General features: G+C 51.0%; 17 protein-coding genes and 1 tRNA gene. 14 read left to right on the top strand and 4 right to left on the bottom strand.

Annotated features, from left to right (window positions below):
* Nucleotides 1-2 precede the first annotated feature (2 nt).
* The 7 genes from O6944_06205 (at nt 3) to O6944_06175 (ending at nt 7,919) form a co-directional block, all read left to right on the top strand.
* Entirely contained in the window at nt 3-1,718 is a 1,716-nt protein-coding gene (locus tag O6944_06205) for an ATPase, T2SS/T4P/T4SS family (GenBank protein MCZ6718726.1), read from the top strand.
* A gap of 9 nt (nt 1,719-1,727) precedes the next feature.
* Complete coding sequence (locus tag O6944_06200) at nt 1,728-2,933, top strand: type II secretion system F family protein (GenBank protein ID MCZ6718725.1); 1,206 nt, start codon at nt 1,728-1,730, stop codon at nt 2,931-2,933.
* 70 nt (nt 2,934-3,003) lie between these two features.
* Nucleotides 3,004-4,518, top strand: a complete 1,515-nt coding sequence (locus O6944_06195) for a hypothetical protein (GenBank protein ID MCZ6718724.1) — start codon at nt 3,004-3,006, stop codon at nt 4,516-4,518.
* Entirely contained in the window at nt 4,505-5,128 is a 624-nt protein-coding gene (locus tag O6944_06190; GenBank protein ID MCZ6718723.1) for a hypothetical protein, read from the top strand. Before O6944_06195 ends, O6944_06190 begins: the two co-directional genes overlap by 14 nt.
* A 9-nt stretch (nt 5,129-5,137) precedes the next feature.
* A complete protein-coding gene (locus O6944_06185; protein ID MCZ6718722.1) occupies nt 5,138-5,644 on the top strand; it encodes a hypothetical protein in 507 nt (168 codons plus the stop codon).
* 69 nt (nt 5,645-5,713) lie between these two features.
* The gene (locus O6944_06180) at nt 5,714-7,177 is read left to right on the top strand and encodes a hypothetical protein (protein ID MCZ6718721.1); all 1,464 of its coding nucleotides are present in this window, start codon (nt 5,714-5,716) and stop codon (nt 7,175-7,177) included.
* A 34-nt stretch (nt 7,178-7,211) separates the two neighbouring features.
* Nucleotides 7,212-7,919 carry a prepilin-type N-terminal cleavage/methylation domain-containing protein gene (locus tag O6944_06175; GenBank protein ID MCZ6718720.1) on the top strand — a complete coding sequence of 236 codons (708 nt, stop codon included), beginning with the start codon at nt 7,212-7,214 and terminating at the stop codon, nt 7,917-7,919.
* 37 nt (nt 7,920-7,956) lie between these two features.
* On the opposite strand, the gene O6944_06170 is transcribed toward O6944_06175, so the two are convergent.
* Nucleotides 7,957-9,681, bottom strand: coding sequence for a HAMP domain-containing sensor histidine kinase (locus tag O6944_06170; protein MCZ6718719.1), 1,725 nt, complete (start codon nt 9,679-9,681; stop codon nt 7,957-7,959).
* 78 nt (nt 9,682-9,759) lie between these two features.
* Between O6944_06170 and O6944_06165 the strand changes: the two genes are divergently transcribed.
* Nucleotides 9,760-10,530, top strand: coding sequence for an ABC transporter permease (locus O6944_06165; protein ID MCZ6718718.1), 771 nt, complete (start codon nt 9,760-9,762; stop codon nt 10,528-10,530).
* 87 nt (nt 10,531-10,617) lie between these two features.
* Nucleotides 10,618-11,343: a hypothetical protein gene (locus O6944_06160; GenBank protein ID MCZ6718717.1), complete on the top strand. Its 726-nt coding sequence runs from the start codon at nt 10,618-10,620 to the stop codon at nt 11,341-11,343.
* A gap of 48 nt (nt 11,344-11,391) precedes the next feature.
* On the opposite strand, the gene O6944_06155 is transcribed toward O6944_06160, so the two are convergent.
* Entirely contained in the window at nt 11,392-12,696 is a 1,305-nt protein-coding gene (locus O6944_06155; protein MCZ6718716.1) for an adenylate/guanylate cyclase domain-containing protein, read from the bottom strand.
* Nucleotides 12,697-13,322: 626 nt separating this feature from the next.
* Here O6944_06155 and O6944_06150 point away from each other — a divergent pair.
* From O6944_06150 to O6944_06140, 3 genes are all read left to right on the top strand, one after another.
* Nucleotides 13,323-14,051, top strand: coding sequence for a prepilin-type N-terminal cleavage/methylation domain-containing protein (locus O6944_06150; GenBank protein MCZ6718715.1), 729 nt, complete (start codon nt 13,323-13,325; stop codon nt 14,049-14,051).
* 178 nt (nt 14,052-14,229) lie between these two features.
* Complete coding sequence (locus tag O6944_06145) at nt 14,230-14,964, top strand: ABC transporter ATP-binding protein (protein ID MCZ6718714.1); 735 nt, start codon at nt 14,230-14,232, stop codon at nt 14,962-14,964.
* 113 nt (nt 14,965-15,077) lie between these two features.
* Nucleotides 15,078-15,791, top strand: a complete 714-nt coding sequence (locus O6944_06140) for a type II secretion system protein (protein ID MCZ6718713.1) — start codon at nt 15,078-15,080, stop codon at nt 15,789-15,791.
* A 33-nt stretch (nt 15,792-15,824) separates the two neighbouring features.
* Here O6944_06140 and O6944_06135 read toward each other — a convergent pair whose 3' ends face one another.
* Nucleotides 15,825-16,244: an OsmC family protein gene (locus O6944_06135; GenBank protein ID MCZ6718712.1), complete on the bottom strand. Its 420-nt coding sequence runs from the start codon at nt 16,242-16,244 to the stop codon at nt 15,825-15,827.
* A 121-nt stretch (nt 16,245-16,365) separates the two neighbouring features.
* On the opposite strand from O6944_06135, the gene crp reads away from it, so the two are divergent.
* The gene (crp, locus tag O6944_06130; protein MCZ6718711.1) at nt 16,366-16,998 is read left to right on the top strand and encodes a cAMP-activated global transcriptional regulator CRP; all 633 of its coding nucleotides are present in this window, start codon (nt 16,366-16,368) and stop codon (nt 16,996-16,998) included.
* 404 nt (nt 16,999-17,402) lie between these two features.
* Nucleotides 17,403-17,479, top strand: a tRNA-Met gene (locus tag O6944_06125).
* A gap of 181 nt (nt 17,480-17,660) precedes the next feature.
* Here the strand turns inward: O6944_06125 and O6944_06120 are convergent.
* Nucleotides 17,661-17,909 (bottom strand): hypothetical protein, encoded by a 249-nt coding sequence (locus O6944_06120; GenBank protein MCZ6718710.1) that lies wholly within the window; start codon nt 17,907-17,909, stop codon nt 17,661-17,663.
* Between the last annotated feature and the right edge of the window lie 144 nt (nt 17,910-18,053).

The raw sequence follows: 18,053 nt of genomic DNA, 5'->3' as shown, positions 1-18,053 counted from the left end.
CCGTGGATGCCCCGAAGAAAAACCTTCGTATCGGCGAGCTACTGGTAAAAAAGGGGGTAGTCAGCCTCGACCAGATCCACATCGCCCTCACGGAACAGCAAAAAAATCGAACAAAGGAACACCTCGGTAAAATCTTGGTGCGCTTGGGTTTTGCCACAGAGGCGATCATCCGGGATGTGGTCGGAGGCGCGCTGGGGCAGGAAAGTATTGATCTATTAAAGGTCGTAGCGGACAGCGAGGCCATCAAGCTTATTCCCAAGGAAATGGCAGGGCGCTTCCATATCCTGCCCATTACTTACGATGAAGATAGTCATCAATTGACCGTGGCTATGGCAGACACATTTAACGTGGTCGCATTGGATCAGATCAGTGCGCAGTTAGGGAACAATGTGGAAATCGTTCCTTTGCTGGCGGGCGAGGCGGAGATCCAAAAGGCGATCGACCAGTTTTATGGTTTCGAGCTATCCGTTGACGGCATCTTGCATGAGATCGAAACCGGTGAAATAGATTACCAAAGTTTGGATGCGGAGAGCGACGAGTACAGTCAGCCTGTTGTACGCCTCGTGAATGCATTGTTGTCCGATGCCGTTAAGCGCGGGGCGTCGGATATTCACTTCAATCCGGAGCAGGATTTTCTACGCTTCCGTTATCGCATCGATGGCGTGTTACGGCAGGTTCGCAGTCTCCACAAGAACTATTGGTCGGCCATTGCCGTTCGATTAAAGGTCATGGCTGGGATGGATATCGCAGAAACCCGCGCGCCCCAGGATGGTCGAATTTCCCTGTCGCTTTCTGGACGGCCCATCGACTTCCGGGTCTCTACGCTTCCTATTGTCCACGGCGAGAATATTGTGCTCCGTATCCTCGACCGCCAGAAAGGGATCATGCAGCTGGAAGAGCTCGGATTACATGAAGAGGCGCTTGAGACGCTTAAGGTCATGGTGGCGCGTCCGGAAGGAATCATCCTGGTGACAGGCCCGACAGGGAGTGGCAAGACCACGACGCTTTATTCGCTACTGAACTATTTAAATGACGAGTCTGTCAACATCATGACCTTGGAAGATCCTGTGGAATACCCGACGGCCATGATACGTCAGACCTCAGTGAACGAAGCCATAAGGCTCGATTTCGCTAGCGGTATTCGTTCTGTGATGCGCCAAGATCCAGACATCGTGCTGGTCGGCGAGATACGTGATGTAGACACTGCAACAATGGCGTTCAGAGCTGCAATGACCGGACATCAGGTGTTTTCCACCTTGCACACGAACTCTGCTATTGGCGCCATCCCGCGCCTGCTCGATATTGGTATTTCGCCAGACATCATGGCTGGAAATATCATCGGTATTATAGCCCAGCGCTTGGTCAGAACGCTTTGTTCGAACTGCAAGGAGGCCTATGAACCGTCAGATACGGAAAGACACTTGTTGGGGCTCAAGGTCACTGACAAGTCCCAGAGCATCTTCCGCGCCAAAGGGTGTGATGCATGCGACCATCAAGGATACAAGGGTCGCACAGCACTGATGGAACTGTTGCATTTTGATTCAAGTTTGGATGAACTGATCGCGCGCCATGCGACTCGGCGTGATCTCACTAGGGCCGCGTTGGCCACGGGGTATCGACCTCTCGCCGAGATGGGTGCTAATCGCGTACTTCAAGGTATCACCAGTCTCGATGAAGTTGCCCGTGTCGTCGATTTGACAAGTCGCTTGAAGCAATAACCACCTATCATGGAATACTACAAATACAAGGCGATGAATGCGGACGGCAAGGTCCTTCAAGGACGCGTTGATGCATTTAATGTTTCTGATCTTGAGCTACGCCTCAAGAAGATGGGGCTAGACCTTGTTAACTTTAAACAGCTTGCTTTTCGTGGCCTAAGCATCGCTAGGCGGGGCGTAAAACGCCGAGACCTGATTACTTTTTGCTTTCACCTTGAACAGACGTCACGAGCCGGCGTGCCAATTCTGGAAGCGCTAACCGATTTGCGGGACAGTGTAGACAACCCGCGCATGCGTGAAGTTACTTCAGCGATGCTTGAAGCTATTGAAGGCGGAAAAACGTTGTCAGAGACGATGTTTGAGTTTCCCTCCGTTTTTAGCGACGTATTTGCAAACCTCGTCAAAGCGGGGGAGCGCAGCGGTCAGGTTAGCGAGGTGTTCCGGAATCTTGCTGAGAATCTTAAATGGCAGGATGAGCAGGTGGCCCATACCAAAAAGTTATTCATCTATCCCTTGTTTGTAGTGGGTGTTGTGATCGCTGTTCTTTTTTTCTTGATGACCTATTTAGTGCCTGAACTTTTGAAGTTTGTTCAAAGCATGGGGCAGGAACTGCCGATGCATACCAAGGTGCTTATCGGCGTATCAGGAATATTTGCTAACTATTGGTATATCATTTTACTTGTGCCCGTCGTCGTGATTGTCGCCTTAATACTAGCGGTTCGGGTGAGTCCCGCAATGCGGTACAAAGTTGATTATTATAAGTTGAAAATCCCGATTTTCGGGCCTCTGCTTAAAAAGATCATACTCACTCGCTTGGCGAACTTCTTTGCTATGATGTATGCATCAGGTATCACGATTATGGAGTGCATACACGTTGGCGAGGAAATTGTGGGTAATAAGGCAGTTCAAGAAGCAATGCGCCAGGTTGGCCGGCAAATTGCCGATGGTGCAAGCCTGAGTGCAAGCTTCCAGGCGACTGGGCTTTTCCCGCCCCTCGTAGTTAGAATGTTGAAGGTTGGTGAGACTACAGGCGCGCTCGAAAATGCTCTTTTGAATGTGAGTTATTTCTACACCCGCGACGTTAAAGAATCGATCGAGCGACTACAAGCGACGCTTGAACCCGCTATGACGGTGACATTAGGCCTTATCGTTGCTTGGGTAATGCTATCTGTTTTGGGTCCGATTTATGATGTCATTACTCAGATCAAAATTTGATTTTCTTGGTAGACGGGTTTTCTTTTTGGGCGGTGGCAAGCTTACTGTCTACCATTGGCACAAAGGTGGTTTGAGCAATTCTTATGTCTTTGATGCCACCGAGGAGGGGTTATTTCATTTTTCGCGATATCTAGAGGAAACACCGGACGTGCCGGTTTATTTATTAGTGGATATCGTGGAGGAGGAATTTAGGCAGGAACACATCCCTCATGTTTACCTCGCCGACAGGCGGACCCTGATCGCTCGAAAGAAGAACCGGCTATTTAGGGATTCTCCTTACATCTGTGCCTTGATGCAGGGACGTGATTCAGAGGGCCGTCGTGATGACAAGGTGCTATTCACGGCGCTGATGAATCAGGAGATCCTGAAGCCCTGGCTTGAACTATTACCACAGCACAAGATACCACTAGCCGGGATCTATTCTGTCCCAATCCTGAGCGAAACGCTATTGAAATCCTTGCCGGGCTCATCAACTTACACTTTGATTGTGAGTTTTCAGCAGACGAGCGGCTTGCGGCAATCGTTTTTTCACAATCAGCAGCTTAAGATGAGTCGTCTCGCGACAACGCGGCGATTGGGTGAGGTACCGGATGCGTCATACATCCTGGAAGAGGTTGGAAAGATCCACAAATATCTTAATAGCCTCCGCCTCACATTGCCGGATGAAGCGTTAGACGTTTACCTGTTGAGCCATGGCAGATTGCTCTCCGATCTTAGGACGCAGTGTAACGACTCGGCGTTGATACGCTACCACTTAGTGGATGTTAATGAGGTAGGCCGACGGATCGGTATGAAACGCATGCTATCGTCGCCGTTTTGTGAGCCACTGTTTGCCCACCTGCTATTGAAATCTCCTCCGAAGCACAATTATGCGACTCCCAGTCAAACTCCGATTTATCAGTTGCATCGGATTCGCAATGGGATGCTGGTTGGTAGTCTACTCTTGATACTTGGAAGCGCATTATGGAGTGGCTTCACATTAATGGAAGGGATTGGCTTCAGGCAAAAACGTATCGCTGCCGAACAAAAAGCGGATTTTTACGAGGCGCGCTACCAGATGGCTCGGGAGCGATTAAAGGATACCCCGGTATCTCCCGCAGAGATCAAGGTGGCGGTCGATTTGGTTGACACAATAGATCAGTATAAGACGTCACCCTTTGAAATGATGAAGATAATTAGCAAGGGACTGACTAGGTTCCCAAACATACAGCTGGAAAAATTGGATTGGAGTGCAAGTACGGATCCCAACGATCAGATCGGTAACATCCGTACGCGGGGAAGTGAGAATCGAATTGCTGCGCCAGCTACAGCCGAGGCAACGAATACATCATATCGATTTTTCCAAATTGCGTTGGTCACGGGTTATCTTGACCGATTCGATGGTAATTATCGCAAAGCTTTGGCAACCATTAGTGAGTATGCCGAAACGTTACGAACGATGGACTCTGTTTACGATGTGAGTGTCGTTACATTTCCGTTAGATACGAGTTCGGACGCACGCCTTCGTGGTACCACTGGCAGTGAAGCGGGCAAGGCTAACTTTTCCGTAAGAGTCGTCTTGGGTATGGGCAATGAAGCTAGCTGACATAAATTGGCCTATACTTCGTGGCGCACTCACTGTGTTTGTGCTTTGTTTTCTGGTTAGCGGCGCTATGCTTGCGGCTAGTATCTATTTTCGCGACGAGATGGAATCTGATTTTAATAAGGATCAAGTACGATTCCAAAGCATTAGCCGTAAGTATCTTGCGATCGATGAGGAAGACCGATTTATTAAGCAGTTCTATCCAAGATTTAGGGAACTGTATGCGGAAGGAATCATTGGAAATGAACATAGGCTGAACTGGATTGAAACGCTGCGAAGCGCGGGGGCGAGGATTGATCTTCCGTCGTTAAGCTATGAGATTACGTCGCAAAAAGAATACACCCCCGGTTATGCTATTTACCGAGGCAGCTACCAGATTTATGTGAGTAAAATGAAGCTTACATTTGGATTATTGCATGAGGGCGATCTTGAGCGCTTGTTTGACGAACTTAATCAACGCGCGTCAGGTCTATACAGTGTAGCTGACTGCACGTTCACGAGTTCACAGAAGACCATTGAGCGTGATCCGAAGCAGGAGAACATTTTGGCTCAATGCGAGTTATTGTGGTATACGATAAGACCATCTGATGGTAGGCAGTTAGTCATTTCGTGAGGCACATTTATGCTGGCTAACAAAATGTCACTCGGATACAGTTTATTTATAGCAACAATCGTTGCGTTAGGGTTGTATGCGAGTGCTATCCAGGGGGATGAATTAGGCAGGCTGTTTATGACGGCGAAAGAACGAGCAATGCTGGAGGAACTTCGACATGAACGGCCGTTCATGGACATCGAGCCCATCGAGATAACAGTCGTTGAGGAAGAAGTAGAAGTTGTTGAGCCAACACCCGTTATTGAGGGCGTCACGGTCAACGGCCTTGTATATCGTAAGGGTGGACGCAGTACGGCATGGGTGAATGGAAGCAGCACCTTTGATGGGGACCTGGAATCTCAATACATCAGTGTGGATACAGCAGGAATTCGGGGTGACCGGGTTCCGGTGGTTATGCCGGATAACGTTACCAGAGTGGAGCTCAAGGTTGGGCAGACCTACGAACCGTTGAGTGGCGCCGTCATTGATGTTAACGAATCGAAACAGAAACCAAGTTCACCGGCACCAAGTCGGTAGTAACTATATCGGCGCCAATCGTTAAACCATAAAAGCTATCCCTGATACGCATTTTGGCTGCTTTGCGATATGGTAAGCGGACTTGATAAATATTCACCCCGTTATCAATCGGGGGCTGCGCTGTTAGCGTTTGCACTCGTCATGGTCGTGGGTGCATCAACCTTGTTGATAACGAAGTTAAATGCAGCAAGCGGGCAGGCCACAGATCTCTACGCAACGGCGTCATCCCTGGCCAGGGCAAGGGATGCTCTTGTGGGTTATGCAATAACCTATGCTGAAACGCGTCCTGGACAGCCGCAAGGCTATCTTCCGTGCCCTGATTTCGATGGTGATGGCGTTGCTAGTACCTGTGCTGCGACGGGAGAGAGCGCCATCGGCCGGTTACCTTGGCGCACACTTGGGTTACCACCCCTTCGAGATGGCGCTGGCCAGTGCTTGTGGTACGCCGTCTCTGGTAACTATAAGAATAATCCAAAACGAACGCTGACAAGCAATAGCGATGGCCAGTTTGTTGTGGAGACGGCGACCGGGAGCCCAATTGCGGGTCCCACGAGTCCCGGGCGCGCGCTAGCGATCGTTTTTGCCTCCGGTGAGCTAATCGGCTCGCAGACTCGGGGGGTCAGCTCACCTGCAACACTGACTGAGTGCGGAAGCACGAATCCTGCCGATGGTATCAGCCTGCCCGCGAACTATTTGGAGACGCTTAACGGAGTGAATAATGCACAGGGCACTAAGGTGGGAGCGCCCGTGGGCACACCGGGTAGTAATGCATTGCCGAGTGCGACGCCGTCTGTATTCGTGGCGAGTCCTCAAGTTCGGGGCGCGAGCGCTAACGTCATCTTTAACGATGTTTCGTTGCTCATAACGCCGCAACATTTTCAGAGAATTTATGAGCGCATGGATGAATGGGTCGCGGAAAGAGCGCAAGCCTGTCTGGATGACTACGCCGCCGATGTCACCAACGGCGGGCGATATCCGTGGGCAGCGGTTTTGAATGGAGGCAGTCCGCCTGCATACGACGATGATCCTACCGAGCGCTTTGGACGTATCCCCGATACCTTGGATGATACAGCCGGTACGGGCATGTTGGGCGCTTGGAAGACTGATCCCGATCCAGCTATCCCGGTGGCTGATTTTGTCCCCTTTACCGGTAATCCCTATCCGGTATGCTTTGACAAAGATCTAGGTGCGACCGGCCTGGACTGGTATTGGTGGTGGTGGGACGAATGGCGGGAGATGGTATTTTTTGGGGTGGACGATGCGTACAGACCAGGAAGTCCGGGGAGCGGCGTGCCGATACTATCCCTCAATGCAGCGAACGCAAAAGTTGCTATGGTGGTTGCGAGCCGGAGTCTAGGCGTGCAGACACGTGCAAATGATGTTGATAAGGGAAATATCGGTAACTATCTGGAAGCCGACAATGTGCCGGGAGCAGGACCGGGGAGTATTCCGGCAGGCGATGAAGCCTTTGTCAATGGGCCGCTAACGCCGATTTTCAACGATAAAGCATGCCAGGATGGTGGTTGCCCATAATCCGCTAAACGGGCATGGATCTATGGATAATCTGATGCACACGCTGCGTCGGCGTAAGCTACCTCGCAAGAGTCTCCATGATGGGTTCTCCCTGATTGAGGTGGCCATCGTGTTGATCATTCTGGCCCTTTTGCTGGGGAGTTTGCTGCCGGCGCTGTCGATTCAAGTAGAACAGTCTGAGCGCAAAAAAGCACACGAAACCCTCGATCAGGCGAGGGAAGCGCTGATTGGGTTCGCGATGACCAATGGACGACTCATATGTCCGGACTGTCGCGACAACACAGGCTTGTGTGTCTCCGTTACAGCCAATGATGGGCAGGAAGACCGGGTGAACACGCCCAAGGTATGCTCGACAGCGGTTGGTAATCTTCCCTGGGTAGACCTTGGGGTCCCAGAAAGGGATCCGTGGGATTCAAGGTATACGTATCAAGTCACCACGGCCTTTGCAGATGATCCAGTGCCGTCTTTTGTTCTGGCGGATAATGGCAACATCACTGTCAAGGATGCAGCAGGCGGAGCGGATATCGCTCAAAATATCCCAGCTATCATTATCTCCCATGGAAGTAACGGAAAAACACTTCCACCGACCTCAGCACAAGAGATCGAGAACACCGATGGGGATACAATCTATGTACTGAAGATCTACAGCCGTGATCCCATCCTTGAGTTTGATGATCTGGTGACCTGGATCTCGCCGAGTGTCCTAAGAAATCGCATGGTGGTTTCAGGCCAACTACCCTGACCAAATGATTAAAGTAAGTCCTGCGAGTCTTGCCAGTTCACTCTGAGGTGAACAGCCCGAATTGTGGATTGTCATCGGTATGGACCGTGCTTCGGGATAGCTCAAAACACACCTGACCCGGTTCGTTATGCTTCAGCACAAGCGTGTAACCCATGAGTTCTGCCTGTTTGGCGGCTTGATACAGGCCAATACCTAATCCACTGTCTGACGCCACGGGCTGTTTAAACAGCGCATTGGCTCTGTCGGGTTCGATTCTACTCCCATTATCACAGACATCTAAGATAAGTTCGGCTTCGTCTGCGAATAGGCTCACAGTAATCTTCAGCGCAGTTTCTATTTGCTGCTTGCTTCGCACATTCTCCAGAAGATTTTCAACGATACTGTCGAAAAGATCAGCAGGGATAATCGGATCTGCCTTAATATCCGATGTAAACTCAATATCTCCTGTCTTATACCGCCCTTTTAGTAGCTGCCACCACGATTTTAGATGGGTTTCTTCATTGGTAGCCTTTTCTGGTGCTTGTAACTTGTCGAGGGCGAGCTGCAGCCGCTGAGAGAGGTGGGGCAGCTGTCGTTGCAACAAATTGAAAATGTCCGTCTTCTTACGGCTCATGTTATTTTGCATAGCAGCCGTTATGATCTGCAATGACTGCAGCAGATTTTTTATGTCATGGGTCACCCGAGCTCCGGTCTCATAGATCGCTTGTAGATGGGCGCGGTGTGTAAGTTCCCGTTCCCTCGTTTTGGCTATGTGAAAGTTTGCAAGTAGCTGCATTAATAACTTGCAATGAAGTAGCAAGGCAGCTCCAACAGGCCTATTGCTGTTAATCGTCACGGAGATCTCTGAAATCTTTAACTCGATCCTGTGCGTGGCCATGACGCCTCGTGTTCCTTCACTTCCAGGGGCTCGCCACTTGACGCCTGCGACCCACGGCAATTCCACGAGTGCGTCCATTGACGCTTCTAAGAATTTTTCCGGGGTTTGTTGTTGTTCCGCGAGCCTTGAGAGCTTTGTGAGCCATTGCTCGAAAGGGGTTCCTATACTGAGTAGCGAACGGGTCCAGAGCTGCGCCAAGCCACTGAATCCAGCCGTTGGCGAAAGAAGCCAGCTGATGGCGGATAAAAACAGGGCGATCGCAATGAGGGTTTGGAGTAATGCGATCGGGTACTCTGCACCGGTAGAGTACATATTAACGAGACTGCCAAGCGCCAAAAGGCTGATGAGCAGCGACATGGTAATGCCGTGTAGAAAGTCCACCGGGCGTGCTTGCTTTTCGATACTTCGACCTGGCGGTATTAATACTAGCGATACCAGCAGTAGTAGCAGCGCAAATTCAAAAAGCTCCGGTACTCCTCGCAATATTCGAATGGAAAAAAGTTGCGTGACACATCCGATGAGCAACTCGGATACGAGAAATATCAATACAATCATGTAAGCATTTCGCTCATTCTGATCCAAAAGTATTCGCCCGCCTACTAAGCCGATTAAGAGCACTAGCCAGCCAAAGATCAGCCACCAATTGATCCACATCAGAAAGGCTAGAGTTAGAACAATAAAAACCACCGTATCCTGCCATTTCAGTTGCTGATCACCACGCCACAGCGGCTGCCAAAGCAAAAATAACCCAAGGTGGGCGAGCATAAGTGAACGAGATAAGGGGCTACCAAACTCTGACCAAATGGACAGATGGAGCAGGAGAAGCATCAATGCGATGATCAAATGCTCCTGTCGCTGACGAATTAGTGTCACAATCTGCGACATAGAATTGATTCTCAAATAATTCCAGACCCTATAGTAAACTATACAATTATTCTGTAAAAAAGCAGCCTAGCAAAGAATATGTTTTATTCTGCATTAACAATCGGCGTTTTCACAGTTTTAGAGGCGCTGCGCAACCGCCTCCTTTGGCTGGTTATCATCGTAATAATAGCGGCGTTTGCTCTGAGTGAGTTCGCTGGGGAACTGGCAATAACCGAAAGCAACGAGGTACAGAGCAGTCTCTTGGCCGCTACGTTGCGCTTATTTTCTGTTTTCGTGGTCAGTCTTTTCGTAATCACCAGCATGGTACGTGAGTTCAACGACAAAGGTTTCGAACTGGTATTGTCTTTGCCTATTGCGCGCGCAACCTATTATTTCGGGAAGTTGATCGGGTTCTCTGTGCTCGCAGCTGTTATTGCCGTCCTCATTAGCTTGGTTTTATTGCTCCATGCGCCGGTAGCACAGGTCGTATTGTGGGGTGCATCATTGACTTGTGAATTATGGATGATTACGGCATTGAGCTTACTTTGCATGTTCACCTTTAACCAGATCACGCCTGCTTTTAGTGCCGTTATGGCGTTTTACATACTATCGCGCAGCATCAGCGCCATACAGCTGATCGGACAAAGTCCGTTGCTTGAAAGTGGAACCCTGTCACAAAATGTAATCAACAAAATAGTTGATGGCATTGCCTTCATTCTGCCGAGCCTGGATCAGTTTACGCTGACGGATTGGCTGATCTATCACACCGGTCAGTGGAACGTACTTGGCCCAATATTTGCGCAAACGGTCATCTACGTTGGCTTGTTAGTCTCTGTGGGGCTTTTTGATCTTTATCGTAAAAACTTGTAGCAGGACTTCCTGGCGGTGAACCTTCATGCCAACCTCGTATTTCGGAGATTAAGCGACTTGCTGTTTGTTCTTTGAACGGAGCCGGAATTGAGCAGAGAGCGTCCGATAAGAGATATTCCAAGACTAGTGGTAGCGCTCGTTGCAGTGATGTTGGTGATACAGATTGTCTGGCACGGCACTCGTCCGGCACCTGAGGCAACCGCCGCCGCATTGCCGACGCCCCTACCGCTGGAACAACTACGCGCGGTGAGTCTCGGCGATCCCGTCGCATTAGCCAAGCTGTTGATGCTTTGGTTGCAGGCCTTTGATAATCAGCCCGGTATCAGCATACCGTTTAAAGAACTTGATTACGACAAGGTGACTGGGTGGATGGAGCGTATTCTACAGCTCGATCCAGACGGACAATATCCATTGCTTGCGGCTAGCAGGGTATATGGTGAAGTCCCTGTAGAGGCTAAGCAGCGACAGATGTTAGCCTTTGTATATGACCAGTTTTTAGCGGATCCGAACAGGCGCTGGCCCTGGCTCGCGCATGCGATTTACGTTGCCAAGCATCGCTTAGAAGATTTGCCCTTAGCGTATGAGTACGCCCGTGCGTTGAGGGAGCATGCGACAGGGGAGAACGTGCCCCATTGGGCTCGTCAGATGGAACTCTATGTGCTTGAAGATATGGGTGAGTTAGAAAGCGCGAAGGTGTTGATCGGTGGTCTACTAGAGAGTGGCACAATCACCGATCCGCATGAGATCTGGTTCTTGACGGAAAGGCTTAAACAACTCGAGCAAAATGATAAGGGATCATCTGACGATCAATAGCCGGGCGGTCTGTCGTACATCACCACGGTTTTAGACCCCGATTTCGCTCTATAGCGCGTAGTATCGCGTCTCGCCTCCCCAGTCATCCGGTGGCGGCTGTTCTCTGTGCGTGTCAATGCGACTGATAATTAGCGCATAGTATTCGGCGTAGTCCGGGACTTGCGGTTGCAGCCGTTGAAACATCGATCTCGCCTTGTCCCATTCGCGTGCGTAATAGCATTGCAGAGCCTCATCGTGCAGCTCAAGGTGTTCTTGGAGCGATTTGTCCGCTTCTTGGATTGCACAAATAGGGTTAAAGATTCGTGTCAGGACCTGTTTGCCTCTAACCTGTACCAGATCAAGCTCTTTGAATAAGGTATTGTTTGCCGCGTGTTTCGTTGATTCACTCACTATCGTATCGACTTTATAGATCCGTGTTAGTGGCTCTAGGCGAGAGCCAAGATTTACGGCATCACCGACAATCGTATATGCAATGCGAAACTCGGAGCCCATATTCCCTACGTTCATGACTCCCGTGTTAATTCCAATTCCCATGCTGATATCCGGCCAACTCTTGTGCTTAAATGCCATGCGGATGTTCTCCAGTTCCTTTTGCATATGCAGTGCGGCCATGACGGCCCTTTGTGCATGATCTGGCTGTGGAAGCGGCGCCCCCCAAAACGCCATGATTGCATCGCCCATATACTTATCTATTGTGGCGCCATGCTCATGCAGTATTTTGGTCATCGCCGTAAAAAATTCATTAAGGAACTGAACGAGTTGTTTCGGATTCAACTGTTCTGATATGCCTGAAAAATTCTTGAGGTCACAAAAAATCACGGTAAGTTCGCGGGATTCGCCATCGAGAGATAGTTTGCCTAATTGCTTGCTTATATCGCCAACCACTGCTGCAGGAACGTATTGACCAAATACAGCGATTAGTTTCTGTTTCGCGTGCGTTTCGACAAAGTAACTGATTAGCACGTTTACTACGAAGAGCATCAAGATGGTTAACAGGCTGTACTCCATTGGTAGAAGCGTATTTTGCGTTGGTCCCGCATAATTCATATAGACCGGCGGTATCATGGCGAGAAGCGTTAGAATCGATGCTTTGACGGGGCTCAATAAAGGCAGGAATATACACAAGGTCAGACCAATCAAGACAAAGGCAAAGAACTCGGGCGTCTTCATCGCCTCAGGTAAGGTGAGTTCGCCGTACTGAAGCATCTGAGTAAGGAGCCCTTGCTGAATAGAAATATCCGAGCCCACGTGGAATTTAAAACGCAGTAGACCGATTCCATTGAATAGAAACACCAAGAAGACCGCGAATATCAGAACGACCTTGATGCTATTCTGGCGAGTGATTCTAGGCATCGTTCGCTAGTGAAATGAGTTGAGGTGTTACGGCGTGCATCTTATAGAAGCGTTTTTAACCTAACTTTTTTGATATATCCACCTATCCGAGCTAATGCCAGTCAGGTGGAATCTTTAACAACCCCCTGCAAAGAAGGCACGAGTTAACCTGTGTGCTTGCTTCAATGCGCCGCATTTGGCGTCGACTGTCTGCTTCGCAGATAAAACTGTTCGTCGCAGTCTAGCGATCGTATTTTTCAACCTCAAGGGTATCCCCAGGCATTTTGTGGATAGCATCGGATAATTGATGATATATGCAAAAAGCGTGACATAAAGCGTGTGACTCAATGTGCGGCGGTATCGTCCGTGATCCCTATGATGGTTGAGGCTCACCATAGCTATCGCTGGGCTCAGCACGTCCGGATGCGCCTTGGATAGGTACCTTACCGTTGTTTTGTGCTGTGGTGCCTGAGGTTTCCATGATAAATGTTGAATTTTCGACGTTTTTGTTGATATGCTGACACAGCGGAGTCGGTTAGGGACGAGGAGGTCTGAGAAAAGTCTCTAACTATCAAGTAGATATGAAGATGGCATGCAAAATGCATATGAACCAATAGGCGTTTTTTAATAGAGTGAGGCGGTAGATCATGATGAAGAATTTGGTGTCAAAACAGTCCGGTTTCACGCTCGTGGAGCTTGCTATTGTGCTGGTGATTATTGGCTTGCTGCTCGGCGGTATTTTGAAGGGCCAGGAGTTAATCAACAGCGCGAGGGTGCGTAACCTGGCCGATATGAACTCCGGGATCCAGGCGGCGTACTATGGCTTCATCGACCGTTACCGCCAGGTCCCGGGCGATATGGCTGCGGCGTTGGCGACACAGGCGATTGGTCAGGCCATCGCCAATCCAGCTGCGGCGGTGACTGTCGGCAACGGGCAGATCGACGCCGGGAACTGGGATGAAGCCTCGGCGGCGTGGGAACAGCTCTCCAAGGCCGGGTTTATCCAGGGGATCTACCCGGGCGGCGCCACAACGGCAGCCGCGTATGCAGTTGCTGGCGTCGCCCCGGTCAATGCCTTGAATGGCACATTGATCTTGGCGCGCAATGCCGACTATTCCGGTACGGCTGCGGTGGCACAGAGGCTCAACCTTATTATGGGCAATAACATTCCGGTCAATATCGCCCGGGAGCTGGATGTGAAGGTTGATGACGGACAGCCACTGACTGGTGTCCTGCGCTATACCGGTGTGACTCCCATGACCGATTTTGATCCGGTGAGTGCGTCGACCTCGGTAAACTGCATAACGGCGGCGGCGCCCATTATTTGGGACATCGCAAACGACGCGCAGAACTGTAATCTGGCTTTTCTCTACTAACGGGTAGGAAGCGCTCGACGGCAAGCACATTTTTTTGTAGAGCATCTATCCGCTTCTCAGTGTGCCGCTGGCTAAATTGTGCGCAGCGGCACGCTGATCCCTTGTTCCTGTCTACAGCAAAAGCTTCCCGGCTGACGTAAGCTTCCAGATGACGTGATTCCTTTTCCAGGACTATGTAATGGCGAAGACAGTGTTGGAACTTGACAGTGTTGCCAAGGCCTATGGCAAACAGGTTGTGTTGTCCAAGGTTGATCTCGTTGTTGACGAAGGCGAATTTTTCGGTCTCGTTGGTGTCAATGGTGCAGGAAAAACAACGCTCATTAAGGGTATGCTGGACTTTTGCGGTATAGATGATGGCACGATCGAGTTCTTCGGGATAACACACCGAGATACGAAAGCGCGATCGCGGCTTGCCTTTCTGCCCGAACGATTTGTGCCGCCCTATTTTCTCCGCGGCAAAGATTTTCTTCTCTACATGTGCAAACTTCACTCCGTCAAATATGATCGTGACAAGGTCAATCAATTGTTTAGTGCGATTGATCTAGATCCCTCGGCGCTGTCAAAACCCGTCCGTGAGTACTCCAAGGGCATGGCGCAAAAATTGGGTCTCGCGGCGTGCATTCTGAGTGAGAAAGCATTGTTTATTCTGGATGAGCCGATGAGCGGTCTGGATCCGAAGGCACGGGCACAGTTCAAACACCTTCTCCTTGGTCTGAAAGAGTCACAACATACGATCTTTTTCAGTACGCATCTGCTTGCCGATGTCGACGCATTGTGCGATCGGATGGCGATACTCCATGATGGGGAGCTACGTTTCGTAGGCTCGCCAACCGAGTGCTGCCAGCACTATGGCGTGGATGATCTAGAGCAGGCTTACCTAGCGTGTGTCACTTCAAAGACGCCAGTGCACTAGCGAGCACGGTCCTATTCGTGCGCTCCGGCAGGAGACGCACTTAAGCTAATCCTGAAACTTGAAGAACGGTGACGCGAATCACATCCCGACAGCACCATAAGCAAATGAAAACCATGATGATAAGACAGACGGGCTTTACGCTCGTCGAGATCGCCATTGTGTTGGTGATCGTCGGCTTGATTCTTGTCGGCGTCGTGAAGGGTCAGGAATTAGTCAACAGCGCGAGAGTGCGTGGCCTGGCTGAGATGAGTTCCGGGATCCAGGCGGCGTACTATGGCTTCATCGACCGTTACCGTCAGGTCCCGGGCGATATGGCTGCGGCGCTGGCGACGCAGGCGATCGGCCAGGCCATCACCAACCCGGCTGCCGCAGCGACTGTGGGCAATGGGCAGATCGACGCTGGGAACTGGGATGAGGCCTCGGCGGCGTGGGAACACCTCTCCAAGGCCGGGTTCATTCAAGGGGTCTACCCGGGCGGTGCCACCACGGCAGCGACATATCAGGTTGCGGGTGTGGCCCCGGTCAATGTTTTGAACGGTACCGTACTGCTCGCAGTGAGCGTCGACTATGTCGATACGGGTGTGGCGACGCCGAGACTCAACCTTGTTTTGGGCGATAACATTCCCGTCGACATTGCCCGAGAGTTGGATGTGAAGGTTGATGACGGGCTTCCACAAACCGGCTCCGTGCGCTATACCGGGATGAGCCCCACGACCCATTTTGATCCGGTTAGTGCGGCCCCCACCGAGTGCCGAACGGCAGTAGCACCCATCATCTGGGATATCGCAAACGACGCCCAGGATTGCAATCTGGCGTTGCTGTTTTAAGGGGCTAGGTGGAGCCTCGGTACTGGACTGTACTCAATTGACGTCTTGAATCTCGAAATCGTGCGTGATCTTCGCTGTCTTTCCGAGCATCAACGTTGCAGAGCAGTATTTCTCGGCGGACAGTGTGACGGCCCGTTCAACTTGAGGCTCCTTTAAGTGATTGCCGCTGACGACGAAGTGGACGTGAATACGGGTAAATACCTTTGGATGGTCTTCGGCGCGCTCGGCTGTCAGTTCAACCGTGCAGTTGGTCACGTCTTGGCGTGACTTCTTTAGGATGTGGACGACGTCATATGCCGTACAGCCCCCCATCCCAAGCAATATCATCTCCATCGGCCGGGGACCTAGGTTACGACCGCCGCCTTCCGGTGGCCCATCGATTATAATGGCATGACCGCTGTCCGTTTCTCCGATAAATGCGGCGTCGCCCACCCATTTAAGACGGGTTTTCATCTCGTTCTCCTGTTATTTGGCACCCCTAGTAACACTAACATAGTTCGACATCTTGCTGGAGCTTGCCTACACTATTCAACAATGCGTGCACGCAGATGATGGGAGCGGGGGGGCTTGAGTCATGGCGAATGCGTCGACACAATCTATTGAGCAGGCCATTGAACGGTTTTTGGAGAACTGCCGCCATAAGCGTTTTCGGGCAAAGAGCAGCATCATCAAGGAGGGCGATCCGTCTTATGATCTCTTCTATGTCATCAGCGGATCAGTAACGGTCCTGACCGAAGATGATAAGGGCCGGGAGATCGTACTTACATACCTCAATCCAGGCGACTTTTTTGGTGAAATCGGCATGTTTGATGATGACAAACGAAGCGCGTTTGTGCGCGCCCGCACGAATTGTGAGATAGCGCAGATGAGCTACAACAAGCTCAAGAGTTTGAATTCGCTGTTTCCTGAACTGTTGATCGCGATTGCCTCCCAGATGGCTGTGCGACTCAGGAAGACAAGCCGGAAGGTCACGGATCTGGCTTTCACGGACGTGCAGGGGCGCGTAGCGCGTACTTTACTGGATCTCTGCAAGGAACCCGATGCCATGACGCATCCGGACGGTATGCAGATACGCATTACCCGTCAGGAACTGGGCCGAATAGTCGGTTGTTCCCGGGAAATGGTGGGTCGCGTACTGAAAGGCCTGGAAGAGCAGCACCTAATCGCGGTAAGTGGCAAGACCATGGTGATTTTCGGCGCGAGGTAGTAGAACAAAACTGTGTCGCCTTGACATCGCCCCTTGTCACATCCAAGATCGCGCGTCCTGCAATCCCCCTGTTTACTGCCTATGTAGCTCAGCTGGGTGAGGTGGAGAAAGAAAAAGGTCCGGTGAACCTTTTTCCCACCGAGCGCCGAGCCACCGGATGGCGAGGCCGGAGAGTATCGATGGCTACGTAGTCGCGCCATGGACGGCCGGAAAAAACGTTCAACCATGGCTATGTAGCTCAGCTGGGTGAGGCCGATTAAGAAAAAAGTCCAGTGGACTTTTTTCCGGACGAACGCCGAGTCAGTGGATGACGAGGCCGGGCCATTAGCGAGACCCGGACGGTCGAGCTTAGGGCTGTGGTTATAGTAGTGAAGCAATTAATTACTGCAAGAAATCAAAACTATGGCTATGTAGCTCAGCCGGTTAGAGCGCGGCACTCATAATGCTGAGGTCGGTGGTTCGAGTCCACCCATAGCCACCAGCTTTACTAGTCTGAAGCAACAAACTAACCCAGACGTTAACTTCTCCGCTTGTGAAACACCGACCTAAGGTCGGGGCTGATGACGTACGTCCCTATACAGTCGTTCATCGCTGCGCAATCCTGCTTTGCTTGAACGCCAGGGCAAGCCATCCGCGGCTTGCCCGCTCGGCGGGGCGAAGATTCACCGGATCTTCGCCCATTTCCGCCTCTCCCCTGCGGGCGTGCTGCGCACGTCCCGATTTGATCCCGTCAAATCGGTCCCTTTCTTCGCTGCACATTCCTGTTCCACTCGAAAGTCCAGGGTCGACCTTCCCTGGCCAACCCGTTCGTCGGGATAACGGTTCACTGGACCGTTATCTGTATCCGACTCACCCACCCATAGCCGCCAACGAACACAATAAGTTATTGCTAGATTGCCTCTCTTGTCCATCCCCGGTTTCTTTCTGGTGGTGCACAGGTGGTGCGGGGTGATCCCATTTCGGTCCCCTTAACGCCCCAGAAAATTGCCCCTTCGGGCTTGGTTAGGCCCCGCGTTTTCGACCACCAGCCCCCCACCCCCTTTTACACTCTGCGT

The sequence above is a fragment of the Gammaproteobacteria bacterium genome, from assembly GCA_027296625.1.
Lineage (GTDB): Bacteria > Pseudomonadota > Gammaproteobacteria > JAKEHO01 > JAKEHO01 > JAKEHO01.
Note: the sequence above shows the minus strand (reverse complement) of the source record. Positions and strands in the feature narration are given on the sequence as shown.